Source organism: Chryseobacterium daecheongense, from assembly GCF_003729955.1.
GTDB classification, from domain to species: Bacteria; Bacteroidota; Bacteroidia; order Flavobacteriales; family Weeksellaceae; genus Chryseobacterium; species Chryseobacterium daecheongense.
This window is the reverse complement of record NZ_RJTX01000001.1, coordinates 262,342-281,728: the sequence shown is the minus strand read 5'-3', so window position 1 is coordinate 281,728 and position 19,387 is coordinate 262,342. Positions and strand designations below refer to the sequence as shown.

Here is a 19,387-nt window from a genome sequence, read left to right as displayed (position 1 = left end):
CGTAAATACAACCAACAGGTTCTATATGTATAGTAATTGCATGAACAAGCCAAAATATCTTTGCAGTGTTGAATATAAACCAGAATATTATGGATACAAAGATCATTGGCAGTAAAATTGCCAGAGTACGAAAAGAGAAAAATATTTCTCAGGCGCAATTAGCAGAGCAGTTATTTATCAGTCCGCAAGCCGTAGGAAAATGGGAACGTGGAGAGTCTGTCCCCGATATCATTACTCTTAATAGGCTTGCTGAAATTATGGGCATTGACCTCAACTATTTTTCAGAAAATTTCAAGTCGATAGCTTCTTCTGAAACAGTCCCTTTTGAACCTCAGGCTAAGCAATCATATGATTTATCGCCTGGAAAGCAGGAAAAGAAACTAAGCTGGGATATGTCACGCGGCAACTGGCTGGATGCAGATTTTTCCGGCTTAAAAAATTTGAATGAAAGATTCAGCTCTTCCAATATGCAGCGCTGTAAATTTATCGGTTCAGATATGTCGGGCCTGCTTCTGAAAAGAAATAATGTGGATCATTGTGATTTCTCAGGCTCTGATTTTACGGGCAGCGATATTCAAAGTTCGCATTTGGCAAACAATTCGTTTAAAAATTGCTCGTTGATAGATGCCGAATTTTATGAAAGCTATGCCAGTGGCTGCGATTTTTCCGGGGCTGATTTCACTGGGGCCCAAATCACTTCCGGTGGTTTTGAAAAAAATAATATGACCGATGCTGTACTCCATCATACTTCATTTACCAACTCTCAGATTTCCGATATTATTTTTGAAGGAACACTGGAGGACTGCTATTTTGAGAACTGTGAATTTACAAAGGTCACTTTCCAGAATGCAATCCTTATCAATACTTTCTTTAAATGCAGAAGCTTGAAAAAAATCCGGTTTATTGATTGCCAGGCTGACCGTATCACTTATGAATTCTTGAAAAACGGAAAAGCCGACCTGAGTGGCATCACATTATTAACAATATAAAAAACAATATTCCATACTACAAAGAAGGACTTCATAGTGAAGTCCTTTATTCATAAGCCACAATAGACTTTTATATTATTAATTTATGATCTCTCCTTTATGATCTTCCAGTTTTTCTTGGAATCTTTGAAGCTCTTCAGGGCTTGGCTTCACCCAATCCTTTACTTCTCCTATAATTTTCAAAGGTGCTTCAGAACGATAAGAACGGGTTGGGTTACCCGGGAATTTCTTATCTGTAAGATTCGGGTCATTTTCATAATTTCCAGTTGGTTCAACAATGTATACACGTTCACGTCCATCACCTTTTGCTAATGCCGCTGCAAGTCCTGCCCCATTCACCAGACCTGTAAAATAAATATGATTCATTGTAAGCTCAGATTTATAATTGGAATTGCCGCCTGCTGTCAATACATCACCAATCTGTAAATCTGCTTTTGTCCCATGATAAAACGGACCTTTATCCGAAGGATTATTTTTATACATCCCTGCCAATTCAGCATTAGCTTTTGATTTTTCTGTATTGCCTAAATCTTCATAGCATTTGGCAATATTTAAATACATGGAAGGAAAAGCACTTTTAACAGTATCATCATTGATTTTTAAAGCGTGTTCCAATGCTGTTTCAAGCCACCTCAATTGGTCGTTGACCGTTTTTTGGTGTCTGGATACATAATATGCCGCAAGAAATTTCTCATGGTCATTAGTCGCTTCTTTCCAACCTTGAAGGAATAAGGCAAGGGCTTCTTCAGGTTTCTCTTTTTCTTCCATACTCATTCCCTGAAGACAAAGCTTAACAACATTGTTGAACGGTGAAAATTCCATATTTTAATTATTTTTAATGGTTGTATTTGATAGATGGATCAGCATATATTGATACTCACATTACTTGGCATATGTGATTAATTTTACAAATGCACAAAACCAGTAAAGATAACACCTTTTCTTTGAAAAATTTTATTGTGTTACAAATCCATGATTTATTACTGGGTACACATAACCAAAGATTCCTTAAAATAGAATCCCCAACTGTTTTGTCAGAAATAAAAAACATCTTATATTTGCACCACTGAAAATGATAATATAATCGGAATTCAGGAGAGTTGGCAGAGTGGTCGATTGCGGCAGTCTTGAAAACTGTTGACTGTAACAGGTCCGGGGGTTCGAATCCCTCACTCTCCGCCAGTTGGGAAACCAAAATAAGCTAAAACGCTGTAAACATTGATGTTTACAGCGTTTTTTGTTTTAAGCGCAGTATCAAAAAAAAACAAAATAGGTCACGATTTATATGTCCTATTTCGTGTCCCATTCAAAAAATTACAAAAATGGGTCATGAAAAATCAAGGAAAACCCGACCAATAGGAAGTCTAACGGTTGTACATCTTGCAAAAAGTGGTAACAAAAAGTAAATTATTAAACCATTAAAGTTATCACACAATGAACAAAACATTCAACCTGTTATTCTTTATCAAAAAGAATAAAATCAGAACCAACGGAACCGCTCCCATCTACTTACGAATTACGATAGACGGCAAGGCAGCAGACATTGCTGCCAAAAGGTATATCGATCCGAAAAAATGGGATGTTAAAGCACACAAAGCGTTAGGTAATTCGCAGGAAGCTAAAACACTGAATCTCTATCTTAAAACTTTGGAACAGAAAGTTTACGATTTCCACTACCTGATGCTGAAAGAAGAAAACTTTGTGACTGCAGAGAGTTTAAAATCTAAACTGCTTGGAACTGATATTGAGCAAAGAATGCTTATTCCGATATTCCAAGAGCATAATGACAAAGTGGAGGCTTTGGTCGGTCAGGATTTTGCCCCAGGAACATTGGAACGTTACAAAACTTCTTTAAAACATACACAGGAATTCATTAACTGGAAATACAAAGTTTCTGATATTGATATTATGGAAATCGATCACGGTTTTGTCAGTGATTATGATTTCTGGCTGCGCAGTGTAAGAAAATGTGGAAACAATACCGCTGTGAAATACCTCAAGAATTTCAAAAAGATCATCCGATTATGTATGGCGCACGGATGGATCACGAAAGATCCTTTTCTCGGCTATAAAGCAAAAATAAAAGCTGTGGAACGTCCTTATCTTACCAAAGAAGAGATCCAGATGATTTATGAAAAGGAATTTGCATCAGATCGATTAAACCAAGTGCGGGATATTTTTCTTTTCAGCTGCTATACCGGATTGGCCTATGTTATTTATTAATAATTCATTTTCAACAAATCCATCAACGAAATAACTTATTTTGTCAGCTTCTTTTTTGTTTTCAAATCTTTTTTTCGAAATAAATTCATTCCATTTATTGTCTATGACTAAGTAAAATCCATTTACTGTTTCATCATTTAAAATATCAGGAAACTCTCTCTTATTTTCAAAAAAATGAGCTAGTAAATCTTTCTCAGTGCCTGATAGTAGGACTGTTTTTGTATTATTGTCAAAGCTATTTTCTGTTATTGAAAAGAATTCTTTTTGTGTTTCCACCGAAAAGTCATCTTCTTCGGCAGGAAGAATAATGGTAAATTTATCTTTAAAAAGCTTTTCCCTTTTTTCAATATAATCAATAAAGTCTGGGACTGTATCCAGTTCTCTGATAATTGTTTCAAAAGAGTCTCTATCAAATAATGTTATAAAATCACCATTATTGGTAATTGAGCTGAATGGATAAAATTTGACATTCTCACCTAGATTTACTATAATTCTAAAGGTTTTTTTTATAGAATCTTTAGGGAAAATTTCTTCAAATTGTTTATCAGGATGTTTTATTCGAACTTCATTGCTTGAAAATAAAGTTTTGTAAGCCCCATTGATTTGCTTCGTAGCTTTGGAAATAGTATTGTTGAAATAACGATTATGATTACCCTTAAATTCATAATTCTTTACTGAAAAAATTATGGCTATATCCTTAAAAATAATTAGTAAATCACAGATTTCTTTTTTATTACCATTTTCCAACTTTGGACTTGGGTAGCACCAATACTTAAAAAATGTTGAGAAAGCTAACTGATTAACAAATTCTTCTCCTTCGGTTCCTCTAATTTGACTATCCATTAAAATTAAATTTTATACATTTTCTTGATTAATAATTTCAACTCTATTAGATTTTGTATATTCTCTTTATAAAGTAAAGGGGGGATAAGAATAAAATGATTTAATAAGCTTAAAAGAAATTCTGAAAAATTACGTGAAATTCAGATATAATCACAAATCACCATAACCCTCAAAAATTTGATGTATTTCAACACGTAATAACCTTCTATGGTTCATTTTATATTGTAATTTTTCCTCAGTATCTAATCCTTCCCGAACTAAAGTAGCCAGATTCCTGACAATGTAAGGAAAATCTTCTTGTTCATATCCAAGTGAAAGCAGTTGTTCTCTCAAAATTAATGAAACAACACCCATTGCAAAACTGATTTGCGGAATTAGTCTTAGAATAAAGTGTCTTGCATTTGTCAAATATTCGTCTGATTTCCCAGGAATAGCAGAATTGATTGTTTCATAATTTTCACCGTTAATAAAAGCTTTAAGTATTGGAACAATATCTGAAATTTTGTTAACAATATCTGAAATCTGATAGTTTGAAACCTTAAGTCCTAAAGACCTTGCAAATTGAGCACGAATGTTACTACCAGAAAATATCTCACTAAATCTTAGCTCATTACCATCAAGCCACTCGAAAAACCAATTTATCCATTCTATAACTGAAAAATCAAATAAATCCTCCACATTCATCTCATGAAGATTTGTACCTAATTGCTGTATAATAATGGGATCTAAACCTGTCTTTAAGCTTACTGTCTCAACCCAGTCTTCAAAATGTTGATTTGATTGTAAAATATCTCTTTTCCTAATAAGTTCATCCACCTTTGTTGAAAAGGTAATGTCGCCATCTTGTTCGGCTTTAAAGGCTGCAAAAGAATTTTTAAAGATAGTTTTTACGGAAGTAGTCTCTGTCTCATCATTATGCAAACGCAACATTAAGCTGTTCAAATCTTGTGGCAGGAGATCACTATCATCTCTGCTTGTCACTTCATCCAGAAATTGTGTCAAAGGATCAATAATTGTAAGGCATTGATCACTTTTTGAAAATACTCTTTGTTGCAAATCCTGCCAGGCTATTGGGGATGTAGACCTATTTTCAAAAGTGATAATTTTACTAGGAACTAAAATGACAATGCCTTGAGCTGCCATACCGGCTCTACCAGCTCTACCAGCTGCATTCAAAATCTCGTGCGCCAATAGTTCTTCAGAACCATTAGTATCCTCATCGAATCGGTCGTCACCAGCAATGATTACAACCTCTGCGGGCAAATTAATCCCTTGTGCTAAAGTTGCTGTTGCAACTATTGCATGTATCCCATCCTTAGCCTTAAATAATGTTTCATTTAATTGTCTTTCAACAGGAAGGAGTAGTCCATGATGTGCAACAACTTGCTTACTAGTGTCGAAAAAAGAATATTTCAAATTACCTAATTCTTTTTCTAGACTATTTATTCTTCGAGAATTTTGAGCATTAAAATAATCTATATCTAAAATCCTTTCTTCTAAAAGTTCATTCAAAGTACGAGCGGTGCTTTTGGCAACGGTTGGGTTATTTACAAAGATTAATGTCTTCATGCCTGATTGAACGAAATGCGCTCCTAACTCAGCCGCTACTTGGTTACGATTACCAGTTATTCTCCAAAAATTATTCATTTCCAACTTAACTTTTTTATCGAAAAATTTTCTGACAAAAAAATCATTAGAGCGATTTACATCCCAAACATTTCTAAGGCTAAAAATTTGATAGGGAGTAACAATTATCTTTTCTTTTAGCAACTTTGGAGGGCCCCCTGTCGGTTTTTTCATTTTTGCTTCCTTGATGATTTTTTTGAATGATGTCAATTCCTCATTAGGATAGATTATACATCCTTGAAGTTGCCTTGTTGGTTTCCAATTTGAAGTAAATGCTTCGCAGTTACGACCAGTTATACTACTAATCCATGAGGCTATTTCTTTTCCGTTTTCAACCATAGCCGATATTAATAAATAGTCAGCATTAGGTAATTCAGAGAAAAGCCTTAATAAACAATACATTGCATCTAGACTACGCTTGTCGAGACGATCTATCCTAGAATTGACTAAATGAAATTCGTCGAATACAATAAGTCCTATTTCTTCAAAATGTTCAGGATTCATTGCAAGTAGAGTGAGACAACGTTCTGGAGTCATCACATTTATTATTTGTAGCTCTTCGCCACCGAAATCAGTAAACTCGCCGCCAATATTAATGAGATCTAATCCCATATTATCGAACAGTTTAGCTAAATCTCTGTTTATTTGATCTTCTAAAGCATGAGTAGGTACGAGATAAAGAACGGATTTGCTAGTCATTATTGTCGAGGCTATTTTAAGTTCTGCAATAGTTGTCTTACCTGCACCAGTAGGAAAAGTTAACACGGCTGAATTTCCAAAGTTTAAGAATCCTGTTTTAACAGCATCAAAATGATTTTCCCATAGGTATGGTCTCGAGCTAGCTAGCTTTTGTAAAAAAGGTATCCAATCAAATGAATCGATACCTAATGGCGGGTTTACATTTATCACGCCTCGGCTCAGCAAATGGTCTTGTAATATATTTAACAGTAGAGCAAGATGATATGGCCCCGCATAACAGCTTTTAATATCTATCTCGTAAAAGGTCAGTTCTTCTACAGCTAAATCAATAACTTTCTCAAAATAGTTCATTTCAATATCTGCAATTCCTAAAAGCACATCAGCCATTTGTTTTAATCCTAGAAGCAAACACGACCAAAGATAATCTTCAGCTTCTAAATCTTCTTCTTCAACTGTATATTGTCTTTCATTAAATACAATTGCTCTTATGCTGCTGAGCTCACCTTTAGCCAAAAACTGTATGGCTGTACAAAGCTGGCTCTTTAAATTTTGTTCTGAACTTGTTTTTATCCTATTAGCAATCTCAGCTGCATCTGCAGGACTATCTCCTATAAGAAAAAGAAGTATAGAAGAAATCCAGCTTGGGACACTTTGTGTTTCTAGTTCGTGTGTAAACCTATTATAAACATTATCCTTAATAAGTTGAAGAAGGTTATGAGCTGTTGCGGCAACAAAGGCCGCTGGTATTCGCTTAGAATTATCTTTGGTAAGAACTGTTAGAGACTCTAGGTTGTTAGCCAGCTTTCTCAATTCCTTTATATCTTGATTTAACCTTTTTGATATTTTCCTAGTTCCATCTATTCTACGTCTTACAGAAACGATACGTGCGTATATTTTCGTTAAATATTGAGGAAGATTATCAGTTTCAGAACCATCGATGCTTGGGGCATTACTTATAATACTAGCTGTTATCGAATTATACATATTATGACCTTTGTGTTTCTAAAAAATTATAAATCTCTACCGAAAAATCATCCATCCAGTCTCTTATGTTTGGTTGGCTAAAAGTCAGCGCTTGACGCCTACCTTGTAGAGATCCTGTGACACAAAGATCATATCCTTTAAAAAGTTTCTTTCTTTTTGTGGGAGTATTATTTTTATGTAGTGGTGTTATTCCTGCTCGATAAATTCGATTAGATGTTTTGTATATATCATTTTCAATCATTTCATCAACCTCGTCATCACTTAAGTTTCCAAGTAGCATTGTGGTCTGAGTAACTAATTGACTATCAAATTCTCCTTTTTCAAATAGTTTAAATTCTGGCCATACTTCTTTAAGTATTGTTTTCCTTGGATTTTCGGTGTATTTATCCTCAGCGATTATTAAAGCACTTATTTTGTTGGTGGATGTTAAAACTATTGCGAGACCATCTATACCATGTTGAGCTGGATTTGTATGTGGTGCCTGTGAAACTAAGGTCACTCCTGTGTTCTCCATTCGCACAGAAATCCAAGTCATCATTTGAAACAACCATCCATCTCTTTTCCAACGTTCTATTTCTGTTGATACAGTAAGTTGTCTTTGAGCACGGTCAATCATTGTTTGTGTTGAGAAGGTTATATTTCGACTTTTGGCTGCGAGAATAGAGGCGACATGACGATGTTTACCCAGAAGCAATAAACCTACTTGTTCAGCAAGTATATGTATATCTTTAATTAACAATTCTGTCTCATGACAAAGTGGTTTATGATCAGTATGGGAATGAATAAATGGCATGGTTAAAGTATTTTAATTATAATAAATTATTTTATGTTTGTTTTTCCATTAGATGAATTTTTAAACTGTACTCATAGGCTTCCTGAAAATATGGACTAAGATTTCCCCAACTTCCACTAAGTGTTGATGTGTGCTCTTGGATTAGAATATTAAAATCTCCATCTAATAAATGTCTTTTATAGAAACAATATCCTACAAGATGAGGTGTTGTTTGAACGTTTTCACTGCCCAAAACGTCATTTCCTAATTTTCGAGCCTTCTTGTCATCAGTAAGAAATGCTTGTCTTGTTTTTTGTGCAAATACAATTGCAGAAAGCTCACCTTTGCCAAGTCGTTTTCTATTGTTGAGAATTTCTATGTCCTGTAAGTCGTCGATGGTAATATTGTAGGTAGTAAATTTTCCCGCTTTAATTTCTTTTTCCAATCTTTCAATTGAAGTTGTGTTTAGTCCTAATTTTCTTTTCTTATGAAGGCATTCATAAGCCACGTATCCGGTCATTATGTAGAAACAACCTGCCGTCAAAGATGCCTGATAAATTATAGGAGACAGTAAGATGTTCCAGACAGAACAGGAATCAATTACATTATATAACTTAAATTGAGTAATATTAGAATTCATAAATTAGTTTAAGGTTAAAAAGTGCCAACAAATCTTTTAATTCCTCTTCTTGTATAAGAAACATTTCTGCAAGACGACTCTGGGAGATAAACGATTTGGAATAAGCTTCATAACATTCCCTGACATAGGAAGTTGATAAACCTCTTTTTAAAACTTTCAGTTTAGAACTAGCAATTCGCTCAGAAAGATTTTTAAGTTCCGGATCTTCTTTAAGATAAGTAGGAACTTTGAGATTCCTTTTGTCTTCAACCTGTTTGTGATTTAAAATATTTAGTGATTTTAAACGGTAAAGTAAAGAAATAACATTTACCCTAAGTTGCTCCGCTACTTTAATCAAATGGTCATCAGTCCAACTTACAATTTTCAACGATTTCAGAACTGATTGAGGCATTAAAAATGCTGCGGCAAAACGATTTGCTCTGATTTCTTTTGAATCTTGATTTTCTCGTGTGAAAGACACATTGTACTCTGAATTGGTATCGAAAATCGAGTGAGCAACTTCATGAGCCAATGTGAAATTTTGTCGGTATAAATCTTCCGAATAATTAACTAATATACATTTTCCAGCTATAGGATGTTGAATGAAAATTCCTGATAAATTTGAATTGTTTAATTCACGTCTGAAAATGTGTATTCCTAACTTTCTAAAGTCATCAAATATATTTTGTAAAAGCTCATGATCTTTATAACCAATAAATTTCCTGATTTGAATTGCAATAACTTCAGCTTCCTCTATAAAATTGTTATTAATTCTGATTGGCAGGTCATATTTTTTGTTTTTCTTTTCAAGTAGTTCCCAAATGTCTGCTTCGCATTCACATAAAAACAAAAACTCTTGTATACTTCGCCTATCTTCTTTAGAAAACTCACCACCAAATTGACGATATAGACTGTCAGTGTTTTCGGATGCAGATGATTGTTGATTACTTATAAAGTATCTATAATCTTCTTTAAAAAAATCAGCCAGTATTAATATTTCATCGCCTTTAGGTTCAAGACTGCCGTTCTCAAAATTTAAGATGCGATCAATATCAATTCCAGTATTTTCAGAAACTTCATATACAGAGTATTCTAATCTAGATCGACATGAATTTAATTTTTTTGCTAAGAGATGAAGATCGAACATAAAAAAGGTTAATATTAATTTATGTAAATATAATTAAGAAAAATGATGAAATAATTTAAAAATAAAATAGTTTTTATAATATAGTTTGGAAATATTGATTTTTTAAAGTTTTCTAGTTCCTAGCCTTCGTTTAAATTTACTTTGGATTCATCTTTAGTTTTTTTAATTACTCATCATTAATAATAATTTTTTAGTTAGTCAAGCAAAGTTAGCATGCTTTGTATCATATAGTTACATTTTTAGGCAAAAGTAACTTCGGTTCTCGTCATGATCTTTAATGCGTTTTTCTTTAATTACATCAAGTCCGAAGAGCTCAAGATTTTGGCTTCATATACTCTCATAGCATAATTAAACTTATTTGATAGGGCAACTCACTTATTTTCATCTATTAATCTTTTGCCTCTGTAGATGTAAATTAGAGATAGTAACTGTTTGAGCTGTGCATAGTGGTGGATAGAGACAATCATTATTAGGCTTGTCGTCACTTACGATAAATGTCTTTCACTAGTATGTTTTCTCGTTGTCAAGCGAAATGTCAAATCTTCTATATTTTTAATTCGTTTTTGCAACTTGTGTATATTATTTTCGTTATCTATTAAACTTCTTGTTGGGTGTGCAATTCTCTTTCGTAACTCGTTTATACTACCTAAGTTTTGCCATTCCGTTTTGGTATAACCAAATTCACGATAAAGATTTTTATCGGAGATTATTTTAAAAAAGTCAACAAGAAAAAAGTGTTCCGTTAATTGATTTTCTAAATCAGAAGTTATTAGGCTATTGTAATTCTCAATTATTAGTTTGTATTTGTCTTTTGCGTTAGTTATATCAATTTTGCTTTCTATCCATTCTTTAATTTCATTATCTGTTAGTTGCGAATTCAAAAAGTTTCCTAATTCTCTTTCTAACTCACAAATTAAACTGAAAATATATATTTGAACTTGTTTACAATTCAGGTTAGCTAATGTTATAAGTCCGGAAATATTTTTCTGATATCGTAAAAAAAAGAATGTTTTTTTTTGATCTGCAAATTTGTCTATAATATCTCTAATGTTTGTATCTAAAGGAATCACGTCACCATAAGTAATTTGAAGTCTTTCAATTTTATCGAATTTGTTTGGTTCTAAAGTTTTGAAAAACTCAGTAATAGTTCCATTTGTTGGTTCTATTGGCAAATGATCAAATCTGTTTTTCTTCATTATCTCCAGATAGTTGTTGGAATTAATGTCAGTTTCTTTAATAGAAGTCCAACGCAGTCTACTTATACCAACTGAAGCAGCAGTAATTTTAACTTGTCCTTCGTCTTGAAAAAATATATCTTCTATCATTTTAATGTATTAGCAACATTTACAGTCAATGTTTTGACTTCCATTTGGATGATTATACGGAGATATTATTATAAGTTCATTTACAGCAAAAGCTACAGCTTGAACAAGGGATTTGTCCAATCATTATAAGTAGACATTTCAAGCATCTCTATAATTTTTTCGGCCAAAACTTCATTTGCTTCATCTGAACTCACATCTTCAATAAGATTAACTTCTCCAGACTGTTCATTAAGGATATTTTTAGGAGCAAAATTTATGTAAGCTCTATATTTATTTGTACTATGTTGAATGTTTGCAACAATACCAATAGCTATTCCATATTTATTCAAAAAATAACTAAAAAAGTCATAATAATCAGATTTGGATTCAATGTATTTAGTATGGAAAAATCTCTTTACATCATTATCACTACTAAGAAAATACTTTAGCATTTTTGAATTAAATTTAGGATTTCCCATGTCGCAATTTATTATTAATACTTAAAAACAATTTTATAAAATCAGTCACTTAACGTGAAAAGTTGTATTTTATTAGAGGTTTCCATACATAACAAAAATAATAAGTATTATAAAATCTACAGTCAATATTTTTACTAATTTTTTTCAGAATGATTACAATTTAGTGTTTTAATAAATCCCAACTCTTGTCAGGATTTACTTATAAAATTCGCATTATTTCCCAAGATACTTCTGTACCTCAGCAGCAGAAGTTCCAACAGCCTTGACTGCTTCTTTCAAACGTTCTTTGGTAACACCAAACTTTTTTGACCAGTATTCTAATTCCCAAGTTTCGTTTACATTCACTTTACTTGCATCTTGTGGTCTTCTTTTACTTAAATCGTCGCTCATAATAAATAATTTTTGATTAGTAAAGTAAATATAAAGAGGTTTTATATTATATCATTACGGTTTTCCGTAAAATGAAAAATCCCAACATTAGTCAGGATTTTCTTATATTATGATTTTTAAATTCTTTTTGAAGACGTTCAATTTCCATATTCAAATCATTTAATTCTTTTTCATTGAGCTTAGTAACACGGCGCAGAATTTGGGCCGGGTACTGTCGATGCGGCTCAAAAATTAAACAGCCCTGATATCATTGTCTATTCTGCTTTTTTCTTTTCAAAAGCAATTAATACAACTGGTTAATAATCAGTTAAATGCATTTTGATTTCAGAGCTCTGAAAAATAAGCGATATAAATAAGCAAGATGTGTCTTTGTATATACAAACTTTTTAAGTTTTATATCCAAGACTCTCTTGCCTTTTTTGCAAAAAGGGGAAAAGACTTCGGAACTCGTCTTTTTTTCTTTGTAAACCATCTAGTAGATTCCAATTTATTCTTTTTTAATCTCCAAAAGATTCCTGCATCATCCAGATTGTTTTTATTTAGCCCACGCCCCTCTAACACTATTGTTTTGAATGTTTTAATGCTACAACTTTGTAGAAGAAAACTAAGTCAAAAACAAAAATGAAGTAGTTATGATCGTAAACCTAATCACCAAAGAAGACCTTTAGGAATTTAGAACCGAATTGCTGGAAGACCTACAAAACCTATTTCAGATCAAGATTTCCCAGCAGAAATTATGGCTGCGTTCGTCAGAGGTCAAAGCACTTCTAAAAATCTCCTCCGGAACATTGCAAAATCTACGCATCAATGGAACATTATCTTACACCCGTGTTGGCGGGACATTATACTATAATTACAAAGACATCGAAGAAATGCTGAAAAAGAAGTAATGATATTTCACATCACCGAAACCAAATTATGAATTATATCAAACATCTTACAGCTTTCTATGAAAAGGTGGCTCAGGATAATACGCTTAATCCATCACACATCAGCCTCTATTTAGCCTTATTCCAGTTCTGGAATTTCAGCCGTTTCCGAAATCCGGTCAGTATTTCCCGCGATGAAGTGATGCGCATCAGTAAAATCCGATCAAAAGCCACCTATCATAAATGTCTGAAGAATCTCCATTCTTCAGGCTATATTGATTATCAGCCATCTTATAATCCGTTCCAGGGAAGTCAGGTGGTGATGTTGGATTTTGGTGGGGAGTTAAGGTATAAAGCTAAAAAGTAAATAAGTGATGCATTATGAGCTAATCAAATGCCCTATAAAAATTTAGATTGATTGTTTTAGAAATGGAAAAAATAAAACTCATTAAAATGTAAAAGGTGACTTGGAAATTTTGATAAAAAAGAAAAGATTTTAATTAAATTTACAGGAATTTAAGTCGAATTTAATATCGATTATGGAAAACCATAAAGCAGTTAATAAATAGGTATATTATTTTCGCTAAATTATTTTGGTATAGACCACTTGTTTTATAAATTAATATCTATCTTGAAAATATGATTATTTATGAAAGAAAAGTTTAGTGAATACTATAAGTTAAATGAAAAAGAGCTTAAACAACATTGGGAGAAAGATATATTTTGTTTCGATGCTAATGTTCTATTGAACTTATACAGATATTCCCCTAGTACAAGAGAAGCTTTTTTTAATTTATTGGAAAAAGTGAAAGACCGTATTTGGATAACCTATCAAGCAGCTTTTGAGTATCAAAAAAATAGACTAGTTGTAATAAATGCCCAAAGAGAAGCTTATAAAGATATTAGGGAAACCTTAATTAAAAAAAAAGGTGAAATAGAAGCTAAACTTAATGGCTTTAAAAAGCACCCATATTTACAAACAGCAGAATTAAAAAAGCAAATTGAATCTGCTTTTGATTCTATAGGCCGTGATCTAGATGTTCTTGAAAGCAAACATCCTGATTATTTGGATAATGACCCTGTTTGGGAAAAGCTTAGTACCCTATTAGATGGAAAAGTTGGAGATGATTTTTCAAAGGATGATCTTGAAAAATTATATAGAGATGGGAAAAAGCGATATGATGAAAAAGCTCCTCCAGGGTACATGGATATGAAGGAGAAGCAAAATGAAGGCAATCGTTCTTTATTTGGGGATTTAATTGTTTGGAAACAAGTTATTGAGAAAGCTAAAGAAATTGATGATTCTATTATACTTATCACAGATGATTTAAAAGAAGATTGGTGGTATAAGTTTAAAGGAAAAACCATAAGCCCAAGACCTGAATTAATTAAAGAATTTAAAGAAGAAACGAGAAAAAGAATCAATATTTATCAAGCTGATAAATTTCTTGAAATGGCTAATAAGAATTTGTCACAGCAAACTACAAAAGAAGCCATTCAAGAAATTAGAAACCTTCGTTTAGCAGATGAGCGAGATATTGAAAAAGAAATAAGAGAATTAGAAATGTTGCTTGAAGATAATGGAGATGAAAATTTTAAAGAAAATGCTAAATCATTAGTAACTAAAGAAAGTTCTTTTGAGAAAGCGATAAGAATTTCTTCTGAAGAACAAAATAAATAACCAAACTAATAACTATGAAGCAATTTGAAAAGTCAATTGATGACTTGCAAAATAAACAACCAGAATGGAATGCTAAGTCTATCTTTTCCAAACTAATACAAAAAGACCAATTAGTAGGAGATTTATACTCTATTAATTACGATGAGGGGAAAGTTTTAGTTCATGATTTCCATAGACAGAAAGTTGGAGGGATACCAAGTCTTAGTTTTCTAATTGCCACTCGAATTAATCCTGAAAATGAAATCGACTATAAAGATGAAGATGCTTCTATAATTCTTTTGCGGGTCATGGATGCTGCACAAATCCCACAGGATAAAGAAGCAGAAAGTATAAGAATAAATACTAGCCAACGAATTAGTGGAGAGGTTGATAAAAATTGGGATGGCGAAGAATCGATGGACTTAAACACAAGACATGTGCTCAGCTTTTCAGGAGTTGCTTGTAGAATTGTTGGAACCTTTTTCTTAGAAGAAGATGAAAATAAACCTCAAGATGGATTGAAATTAAAATTTGGGAGTGATATTTCAAATTACTATTCAAACAAAGGGTTCAAAATTTTCAAACCAAATGCTGAGGCTTTAGAAGAAATTGTCAATTATTGTGACCCATTAAATCTTAAATCACATATAGAAAAATATGGTGAAACAGAACGTGTTAAATTGGGCACTGTAAGATATGCATCTACAAATCGTAAACATCAACAAGTAGATAATGTACCTGTATATATCTATCCGGCAGATTTATTATCACAGAAGTCGGCTTTATTTGGTATGACAAGAACAGGTAAATCAAATACAACAAAAATTATTGCTAAGTCCGTATTTGAATTACGAATTCCCGAAAATAAAGAACATAATTCGATTCGGATCGGGCAAATTATTTTTGACCCTAACGGAGAATATGCAAATGAAAATGTGCAGGATAAAGATGGAGGCGGTAACCCTAATGCACTGAAAAATATATGGCGACAAGATGTTGAGCTTAAAAAAAAATCAGATGATTTGAAGGTGAAGTATCAAGGTGAAAAAGATCCTAAGAAAAGGAAAGAGATATGGGATGAAATTAAGTCAATAGCAGAATCAGAAGTTGTAACTTATGGAATTCTCAAACATCCAAAAGATCCTTTCAGAAGATTAATGAAAATCAATTTCTTTGAAGAAGATAATCTACAAATCGGGAAAGAAATTATTGACTTTAAAATCGCAGATCAATCCGCCCAATATTTTAAGAACTTTAGACAGATTGCTTTTAATAAACCGATTGAAAGTGATTATGAGAATCAAAGTGAATATCAAGGACAACTAAAAAGGTATCAAAGACGAGTTCTTGTCTACAGAGCATTACTAAATAAGGCTGGCTTTACACCGCCAAAGAGGACTGTAAATATAAGTGGCATCTTTAATGAAGATCTAAGAATGGCAATGATAAACCACGTTGACACTAGGGCTGTTAAAAAACAAGGTCTAATTAACGCAGCAGGTGCAACATTGGGTTTAAAAGATGTTACATGGGATAGTTTATTTCCTGCATTCGAAGGGTTATTTCATTTTCTATCAACCGCAACCTTTAACACCTTTAACCAGAATTATATAGTCAATCGGGCAAATGCAAATGATGACGATTCTACCGGTGAGGGATGGGCAGAAGCAGAATTGGAAAGCTTGCTTGAAATGTTCAACTATTCTAAAGCCATAAACTTAATAGGAGGTGTTAGCATCCAACACACGATAGACATAGGAACTGATTATGCCAATGATATTTATCAAGATTTACTGCAAGGTAAACTAGTGATTGTAGACCAATCTAGTGGAGAACCAGAACTGAATAAATCGTCTGCCACTCGAATAATGTGGCATATTTTTAAAGGTAATCAAAGTGCCTTTAGAAATGGAGAAGACAATATCCCTGAAATATTAGTTTATTTAGAAGAAGCTCATAACATTTTACCTGCAGGCAATGATTTAGATCTTTCTGATGTATGGGTACGAACAGCTAAAGAAGGTTCAAAATACCGAATAGGTATGGTATATGCTACCCAAGAAATTAGCAGTATTCAAAAAAACATACTGAAAAACACAGCTAATTGGTTTATTAGTCATTTAAATAATACCGATGAAACTAAAGAACTTAAAAAATACTATGATTTTGCAGATTTTGAACCTTCAATAAGACGAGCACAAGATAAAGGGTTTTTACGAGTAAAAACTTTGAGCAATATGTTTGTAGTTCCTGTACAAGTTGACAAGTTTGAGATAAAAAATAAGTGATTATGAGTGATAATAATTTTTTAAATGGCAAATCATATGAGCCACTCCGAAGATTGCTATCTGATTCAAAAATTAGCGAACTACAAACACAGATCAGAGTCAACAAGGATATTGAAGATATAAATTGGGATGAAAAGACAATAAAATTAAGTGAATTAGAAGAGTCTTCCTGGCAACCAAAATTACTGATTGCAATTGATGGAGATTATAGTAAATCAATTATTCAGAACGGGTTTCCCGGAGCTGAAATTGGCTACATTACGGTATCTACAGTAGTAATTTTACTTGATAAAGTAAGAGAGCTAGAAAAGGAACAATTTATAGATCCTAAGAAGTTTAGAGAAACGGAGCAACCAACTTCTATTGATAGTCTTTTTGTCGGTTGTAATGTCATTTTACAAGGAGAAGATTCTGCTAAATCTTCTATGAGAAAAATATTGTTTGATGAACTCCAAAAATTCCGTGTTTTTAACAATTCAGAAACATTGTTGGACACATATGAATATTTATTGCAAGAAAGATCTGCGAATGGGAGAGCATCAAAATGTCCGCATGACAACTGTGATGAAGATTATGAATTTAATGTAGGAGAATATCATTGTAAAACTTGTAATGGAAAATTATATTCAACAGACGCACTTCGACTCCATGAACTACTTAACTCCTCCGGAACAAGTGGTGAAATGTATGGTCAAATTAAAGAAACATTTAAAAAGTTACAGCTAATACATTTACTAAGATCCTTTGAGCAAGAACCAAAATATTTTTCTTTATTAAGGGATATTGCCTTTTTTATTGAAGGAACACTAGCTGTTTTCAGTACAGCTTCTTGGCTTGCGAAACCAATAAGAATTGAACTAGAAAGATTAAATGCAAAAGTTAATGACGAATTTGGTTCAAGCCTGATAGTTTTAGGAATTGAAAGAAGCGGAAGTTTTGTTAATCATTTTTCTGCTATTGATACAATGAAGAATGGTTCTGAACATAATTTTCCCAATCAATCCGCTTTTCTTTTAACTAATGAATACATCAAAAAACATATTGTATTTAATGATTCCCCAACATATGTATATTTAGAAGACACTTCTTTTGGTAGAAAAATTTTCTATAAAACTAAAGCCGGTCATAGAGTTGTTGCATCCATTGCTACATATAATCAGTATCAATCTAATCCTGAAACAGCTTTTCCAGCTCAATTTCCAAGATTGATAGATTTACTTCAATTGTTGGATAAACTAGTATCGAATCGTTACGAAAATTCTGTCACTCCATTGGCTTCAGCTCATTCCGAAGCTGCCATTCCATTGAATTTGGGAAAATCAATATTTGACAAAATAGCAAGAGAAATAAGAGCAAATTCTTCCAACAATGATTGAAATTGACGACATAGTAAAAGGGCAGCAAACAGCTGAATCACGTTGGGCAAAATTTGGTCCATATTACGCTATGTTCCCAATAGATTTTGCATTCAAAGTAGTAAAGCAATATTCCCGAAAAGGAGATTATATCATTGATCCGTTTGCAGGGAGAGGATCCAGTATTTTTGCTGGAGGAGTACTTGAACGATATAGCCTAGGAATAGAAATTAACCCCGTCGGATGGCTCTATGGTTCTACCAAATTAAACCCTGCAGAACAGCAATTAGTGCTAGATAGATTAGAGTATGTTTATAAATTGAGGAATCGTTATACAAAATCAATAGAAAAACTTCCTGAATTTTATAGATTTTGTTATTGTGATGAAGTACTGAAATTTTTGTTGGCAGCAAGAAAAAATTTAAAATGGGAATCTGATTCAGTTGACGCTACTTTAATGTCTATTATTATAGTCTATTTGCATGGCAAACTTGGCGAAGGACTATCTAATCAGATGCGAATGACGAAAGCTATGGGAATGAATTATTCCATTGAATGGTGGAAAGAAAAGGGATATTTATCTCCACCTGAAATAAATCCATTGGAATTTATCACTAAAAAGATTAAGTGGCGATATAAGAAAGGAACCCCAAAAATTGCTGACAGTTCCATATTGCTTGGTGACAGTTCAGAGGAATTAGAGAAAATTACACAAAGAGCAAAAGATGCAGAAATAAAGTTTTCACTATTATTTACCTCACCTCCTTATTGGTCAATAACTGACTATTATGCAGATCAATGGTTGAGATTGTGGATGTTAGGAGAACCAGCCATTCCTAAATCAAATGCACACAAGCATAAGGGCAGATTTGGTTCCAAGGTAGAATATTATAATCTTTTAGACAATATTTTTGGCTACTGTTCGCAAGTTATGGATTCGGAACGCAGTACAATATATGTTAGAACCGATGTCCGAGAATATACTTTTAATACCACATTGGAAATACTCAAAAAACATTTTCCATTGCATACTGTAACTATTAAAAAACAGCCTTTTAAAAAGAAGACTCAAACACAACTTCATGGCAATACTTCTAAAGAAAATAGTGAAGTGGATATTATATTGACTAAAAGATAATT

At 32.8% G+C, this 19,387-nt stretch carries 17 protein-coding genes and 1 tRNA gene; 9 read left to right on the top strand and 9 right to left on the bottom strand.

Annotated features, from left to right (window positions below):
• The first annotated feature begins 89 nt into the window (after positions 1–89).
• Positions 90–989, top strand: coding sequence for a pentapeptide repeat-containing protein (locus EGI05_RS01195; RefSeq protein ID WP_123261251.1), 900 nt, complete (start codon positions 90–92; stop codon positions 987–989).
• Between the two features lie 78 nt (positions 990–1,067).
• Here the strand turns inward: EGI05_RS01195 and arr are convergent, their stop codons facing one another.
• Positions 1,068–1,472, bottom strand: a complete 405-nt coding sequence (arr, locus tag EGI05_RS18205; protein ID WP_394337976.1) for an NAD(+)--rifampin ADP-ribosyltransferase — start codon at positions 1,470–1,472, stop codon at positions 1,068–1,070.
• A gap of 611 nt (positions 1,473–2,083) precedes the next feature.
• Here arr and EGI05_RS01185 point away from each other — a divergent pair.
• Together EGI05_RS01185 and EGI05_RS01180 are read left to right on the top strand one after the other, a co-directional pair.
• Positions 2,084–2,171: transfer RNA gene (locus EGI05_RS01185), tRNA-Ser, on the top strand.
• 252 nt (positions 2,172–2,423) lie between these two features.
• Positions 2,424–3,212, top strand: coding sequence for a phage integrase SAM-like domain and Arm DNA-binding domain-containing protein (locus EGI05_RS01180; RefSeq protein ID WP_123261249.1), 789 nt, complete (start codon positions 2,424–2,426; stop codon positions 3,210–3,212).
• On the opposite strand, the gene EGI05_RS01175 is transcribed toward EGI05_RS01180, so the two are convergent.
• From EGI05_RS01175 to EGI05_RS01140, 8 genes are all read right to left on the bottom strand, one after another.
• Positions 3,147–4,055 carry a hypothetical protein gene (locus tag EGI05_RS01175; RefSeq protein WP_123261248.1) on the bottom strand — a complete coding sequence of 303 codons (909 nt, stop codon included), beginning with the start codon at positions 4,053–4,055 and terminating at the stop codon, positions 3,147–3,149. The genes EGI05_RS01180 and EGI05_RS01175 overlap by 66 nt on opposite strands.
• 150 nt (positions 4,056–4,205) lie before the next feature.
• The gene (locus EGI05_RS01170; RefSeq protein WP_123261247.1) at positions 4,206–7,364 is read right to left on the bottom strand and encodes a DEAD/DEAH box helicase; all 3,159 of its coding nucleotides are present in this window, start codon (positions 7,362–7,364) and stop codon (positions 4,206–4,208) included.
• 1 nt (position 7,365) lies between these two features.
• A complete protein-coding gene (locus EGI05_RS01165) occupies positions 7,366–8,157 on the bottom strand; it encodes a hypothetical protein (protein ID WP_123261246.1) in 792 nt (263 codons plus the stop codon).
• Between the two features lie 31 nt (positions 8,158–8,188).
• The gene (locus tag EGI05_RS01160) at positions 8,189–8,656 is read right to left on the bottom strand and encodes a hypothetical protein (protein WP_134197388.1); all 468 of its coding nucleotides are present in this window, start codon (positions 8,654–8,656) and stop codon (positions 8,189–8,191) included.
• 109 nt (positions 8,657–8,765) lie between these two features.
• On the bottom strand, positions 8,766–9,902 hold the full coding sequence (locus tag EGI05_RS01155; RefSeq protein WP_123261244.1) for an ImmA/IrrE family metallo-endopeptidase: 1,137 nt from the start codon (positions 9,900–9,902) through the stop codon (positions 8,766–8,768).
• 485 nt (positions 9,903–10,387) lie between these two features.
• Positions 10,388–11,227, bottom strand: a complete 840-nt coding sequence (locus EGI05_RS01150; protein ID WP_123261243.1) for a hypothetical protein — start codon at positions 11,225–11,227, stop codon at positions 10,388–10,390.
• 92 nt (positions 11,228–11,319) lie between these two features.
• Positions 11,320–11,685: a hypothetical protein gene (locus tag EGI05_RS01145; protein WP_123261242.1), complete on the bottom strand. Its 366-nt coding sequence runs from the start codon at positions 11,683–11,685 to the stop codon at positions 11,320–11,322.
• Between the two features lie 213 nt (positions 11,686–11,898).
• Positions 11,899–12,075, bottom strand: coding sequence for a DUF3606 domain-containing protein (locus tag EGI05_RS01140; RefSeq protein WP_123261241.1), 177 nt, complete (start codon positions 12,073–12,075; stop codon positions 11,899–11,901).
• A gap of 683 nt (positions 12,076–12,758) precedes the next feature.
• Here EGI05_RS01140 and EGI05_RS01135 point away from each other — a divergent pair.
• From EGI05_RS01135 to EGI05_RS01110, 6 genes are all read left to right on the top strand, one after another.
• Complete coding sequence (locus tag EGI05_RS01135) at positions 12,759–12,965, top strand: helix-turn-helix domain-containing protein (RefSeq protein ID WP_228428525.1); 207 nt, start codon at positions 12,759–12,761, stop codon at positions 12,963–12,965.
• Between the two features lie 28 nt (positions 12,966–12,993).
• Complete coding sequence (locus EGI05_RS01130) at positions 12,994–13,311, top strand: hypothetical protein (protein WP_228428524.1); 318 nt, start codon at positions 12,994–12,996, stop codon at positions 13,309–13,311.
• A 282-nt stretch (positions 13,312–13,593) separates the two neighbouring features.
• Positions 13,594–14,625 (top strand): PIN-like domain-containing protein, encoded by a 1,032-nt coding sequence (locus tag EGI05_RS01125; protein ID WP_123261240.1) that lies wholly within the window; start codon positions 13,594–13,596, stop codon positions 14,623–14,625.
• Positions 14,626–14,639: 14 nt separating this feature from the next.
• A complete protein-coding gene (locus EGI05_RS01120; protein WP_123261239.1) occupies positions 14,640–16,892 on the top strand; it encodes a helicase HerA domain-containing protein in 2,253 nt (750 codons plus the stop codon).
• Positions 16,893–16,894: 2 nt separating this feature from the next.
• Complete coding sequence (locus EGI05_RS01115) at positions 16,895–18,268, top strand: DNA double-strand break repair nuclease NurA (RefSeq protein ID WP_123261238.1); 1,374 nt, start codon at positions 16,895–16,897, stop codon at positions 18,266–18,268.
• Positions 18,261–19,385, top strand: coding sequence for a DNA methyltransferase (locus tag EGI05_RS01110; RefSeq protein WP_123261237.1), 1,125 nt, complete (start codon positions 18,261–18,263; stop codon positions 19,383–19,385). Before EGI05_RS01115 ends, EGI05_RS01110 begins: the two co-directional genes overlap by 8 nt.
• Positions 19,386–19,387: the final 2 nt, after the last annotated feature.

What these genes read in the sequence shown, in the direction of transcription:
- EGI05_RS01165 (WP_123261246.1), bottom strand. Translation starts at nt 8,157, where the DNA reads ATGCCATTTATTCATTCCCATACTGATCATAAACCACTTTGTCATGAG.
- EGI05_RS01110 (WP_123261237.1), top strand. Translation starts at nt 18,261, where the DNA reads ATGATTGAAATTGACGACATAGTAAAAGGGCAGCAAACAGCTGAATCA.
- EGI05_RS01155 (WP_123261244.1), bottom strand. Translation starts at nt 9,902, where the DNA reads ATGTTCGATCTTCATCTCTTAGCAAAAAAATTAAATTCATGTCGATCT.
- EGI05_RS01175 (WP_123261248.1), bottom strand. Translation starts at nt 4,055, where the DNA reads ATGGATAGTCAAATTAGAGGAACCGAAGGAGAAGAATTTGTTAATCAG.
- EGI05_RS01180 (WP_123261249.1), top strand. Translation starts at nt 2,424, where the DNA reads ATGAACAAAACATTCAACCTGTTATTCTTTATCAAAAAGAATAAAATC.
- EGI05_RS01145 (WP_123261242.1), bottom strand. Translation starts at nt 11,685, where the DNA reads ATGGGAAATCCTAAATTTAATTCAAAAATGCTAAAGTATTTTCTTAGT.
- EGI05_RS01130 (WP_228428524.1), top strand. Translation starts at nt 12,994, where the DNA reads ATGAATTATATCAAACATCTTACAGCTTTCTATGAAAAGGTGGCTCAG.
- arr (WP_394337976.1), bottom strand. Translation starts at nt 1,472, where the DNA reads ATGTATAAAAATAATCCTTCGGATAAAGGTCCGTTTTATCATGGGACA.
- EGI05_RS01120 (WP_123261239.1), top strand. Translation starts at nt 14,640, where the DNA reads ATGAAGCAATTTGAAAAGTCAATTGATGACTTGCAAAATAAACAACCA.
- EGI05_RS01160 (WP_134197388.1), bottom strand. Translation starts at nt 8,656, where the DNA reads ATGACCGGATACGTGGCTTATGAATGCCTTCATAAGAAAAGAAAATTA.
- EGI05_RS01170 (WP_123261247.1), bottom strand. Translation starts at nt 7,364, where the DNA reads ATGTATAATTCGATAACAGCTAGTATTATAAGTAATGCCCCAAGCATC.
- EGI05_RS01115 (WP_123261238.1), top strand. Translation starts at nt 16,895, where the DNA reads ATGAGTGATAATAATTTTTTAAATGGCAAATCATATGAGCCACTCCGA.
- EGI05_RS01125 (WP_123261240.1), top strand. Translation starts at nt 13,594, where the DNA reads ATGAAAGAAAAGTTTAGTGAATACTATAAGTTAAATGAAAAAGAGCTT.
- EGI05_RS01150 (WP_123261243.1), bottom strand. Translation starts at nt 11,227, where the DNA reads ATGATAGAAGATATATTTTTTCAAGACGAAGGACAAGTTAAAATTACT.
- EGI05_RS01140 (WP_123261241.1), bottom strand. Translation starts at nt 12,075, where the DNA reads ATGAGCGACGATTTAAGTAAAAGAAGACCACAAGATGCAAGTAAAGTG.
- EGI05_RS01195 (WP_123261251.1), top strand. Translation starts at nt 90, where the DNA reads ATGGATACAAAGATCATTGGCAGTAAAATTGCCAGAGTACGAAAAGAG.